At 40.9% G+C, this 2,252-nt stretch carries 1 protein-coding gene and 2 pseudogenes; 2 read left to right on the top strand and 1 reads right to left on the bottom strand.

The annotated features are described in order from the left end of the window. Together BACCOP_RS01440 and BACCOP_RS01445 are read left to right on the top strand one after the other, a co-directional pair. Nucleotides 1-1,033 (top strand): putative PEP-binding protein (locus BACCOP_RS01440; protein WP_007565397.1); only part of this gene is annotated, 1,033 nt, incomplete at its 5' end. A 201-nt stretch (nt 1,034-1,234) separates the two neighbouring features. Beyond that, nucleotides 1,235-1,996 (top strand): annotated as a pseudogene (locus BACCOP_RS01445) (phage integrase SAM-like domain-containing protein); the annotation flags it as partial. Nucleotides 1,997-2,023: 27 nt separating this feature from the next. On the opposite strand, the pseudogene BACCOP_RS19380 reads toward BACCOP_RS01445, so the two are convergent. After that, a pseudogene (locus tag BACCOP_RS19380) lies at nt 2,024-2,252 on the bottom strand (IS4 family transposase); the annotation flags it as partial.

Here is a 2,252-nt window from a genome sequence, read left to right on the forward strand (position 1 = left end):
AGTATACTCGCCTGAAGTACGTACCAATGCTGATACTCCAAGAGACGCAGAAGTTGCACGCAGTTTCGGTGCTACTGGTATCGGACTTTGCCGTACAGAACATATGTTCTTCGATAACCAGAAGATTATTGCCATGCGTGAAATGATTCTTGCTCCTGATGTAGAAGGTCGCAAGAAAGCACTTGCCAAACTGCTTCCTTATCAGAAAGCTGACTTCAAAGGTATCTTCAAGGCTATGGACGGATGTCCGGTGAACGTACGTCTGCTCGATCCTCCTTTGCATGAATTCGTACCTCATGATCTGAAAGGACAAGAAGAAATGGCAAAAGCAATGAACGTTACGGTAGAATATATCCGCCAGCGTGTAGAAAGTTTGTGCGAACACAACCCAATGTTAGGACACCGCGGTTGCCGTCTGGGTAACACTTATCCGGAAATTACAGAAATGCAGACACGTGCTATTTTGGGTGCTGCCTGCGAACTGAAAAAAGAAGGTTACGATCCACATCCAGAAATCATGGTTCCATTGACCGGTATTCTTTATGAATTCGAAGCACAGGAAAAAGTAATTCGCAGTACAGCTGCCGAATTGTTCAAAGAAGAAGGCATAGAAGTACCGTTCAAGGTAGGTACAATGATTGAAATACCACGTGCTGCCCTTACAGCCAACCGAATTGCTTCACGCGCAGAGTATTTCTCATTCGGAACTAATGACCTTACTCAGATGACATTCGGATATTCACGTGATGATATTGCCTCTTTCTTACCTGTATATCTGGAAAAGAAAATCCTGAAAGTAGACCCATTCCAAGTTCTCGACCAAAACGGTGTTGGACAATTAGTAGAAATGGCAGTTGAAAAAGGCCGTTCAGTACGTCCAGATCTGAAATGTGGCATCTGTGGTGAACATGGAGGTGAACCATCTTCTGTTAAGTTCTGCCATAAAGTTGGTCTGAACTACGTAAGTTGCTCTCCATTCCGCGTGCCTATCGCTCGTTTGGCTGCGGCGCAGGCTGCTATTGAGGAAGCATAAGCAATATAGGATAATATTTGATTTAGGCTGTAACGGACTGTTTATCAGACATTACAGCCTAAGTTGTTTTTAGGCGGTTCGTGCATTTGTCCGCAAAAAATGAGCCAAATAAACGGTACTTGCTTACAAATAGCTTACTAAACTGAGAGGGTACGCTTACAAAGAACTTACAAAAGTAAAACAACTGTAAATCAATAAGGTATGGCAACATTTAAGACTATTGTAAGGTATAAGCGAGCTGACGGCTTTTACCAAGTGTACATTCGAGTACTTCATCGTTCAAAATCAGGGTATATTAAGACTGATAAGTTCGTTACTGACAAACAGCTATCCAAATCTGGAGAGATTAAGGATGCTGTCATAAATAAATATTGTGCACAGGAAATACTTCGTTATACAGAATTGGTAAATCGTAAAGATGTGTCAGGATACTCTGTAACAGAATTAATAGAATACTTAATGAACTCTGATATGGAAGTATGCTTTAGTGACTATGCTACAAAATTCATTAACCGTATGGCCTCTGAAGGACATGAACGTAATGCTAAGAACTATCGTCTGGCTGTAAACCACCTTGAAAGATATTTGGGAACAACCAGAGTGATGTTTACTCACTTGTCATCTTCTGTTTTGACAAGATGGATTAATAGCCTTTCGTTGACGAACAGGGCGAAAGAAATGTACCCGACTTGTTTAAGACAGATATTCAAAAGGGCACTTATAGAGCTGAACGATGAAGAACGTGGTATCATGCGAATAAAATACAATCCTTGGCTAAAAGTATCTATTCCTAAATCTGACAGTACAGTTCAAAGAGCCATCAGTGCAGAGGCGTGTAGAGAGTTTTTCAATCGTCCCCTACCGGAAACCAAAATGATTTCCTCTCTTCCTGAACTGGGCCGAGATGTGGCACTCCTATCCTTGTGTCTGGGTGGAATAAACACTGTAGATATATTTGAGCTCACTACTGTCCACTAAAAATGGACAAGGTTAAAAATTAAATAAATTCGGTTCACTTGAATCATATCGGTCTTTGACATTTTTGAAATTCGATTTGTCAAACAAGTCACTGAGATGTGTTTTGTCGGTCAGAGAGATTCCGAGTATTTGGAGAATTTCATAGACGCTACGTTCTAATTTCATATCGTGTTGGACTATTGCTACTAAGCAGTAAGTGATTATCGCACAATAGATTTGTATGCGTACAGCGTTTTCCGAT

The sequence above is a fragment of the Phocaeicola coprocola DSM 17136 genome, from assembly GCF_000154845.1.
GTDB lineage: Bacteria > Bacteroidota > Bacteroidia > Bacteroidales > Bacteroidaceae > Phocaeicola > Phocaeicola coprocola.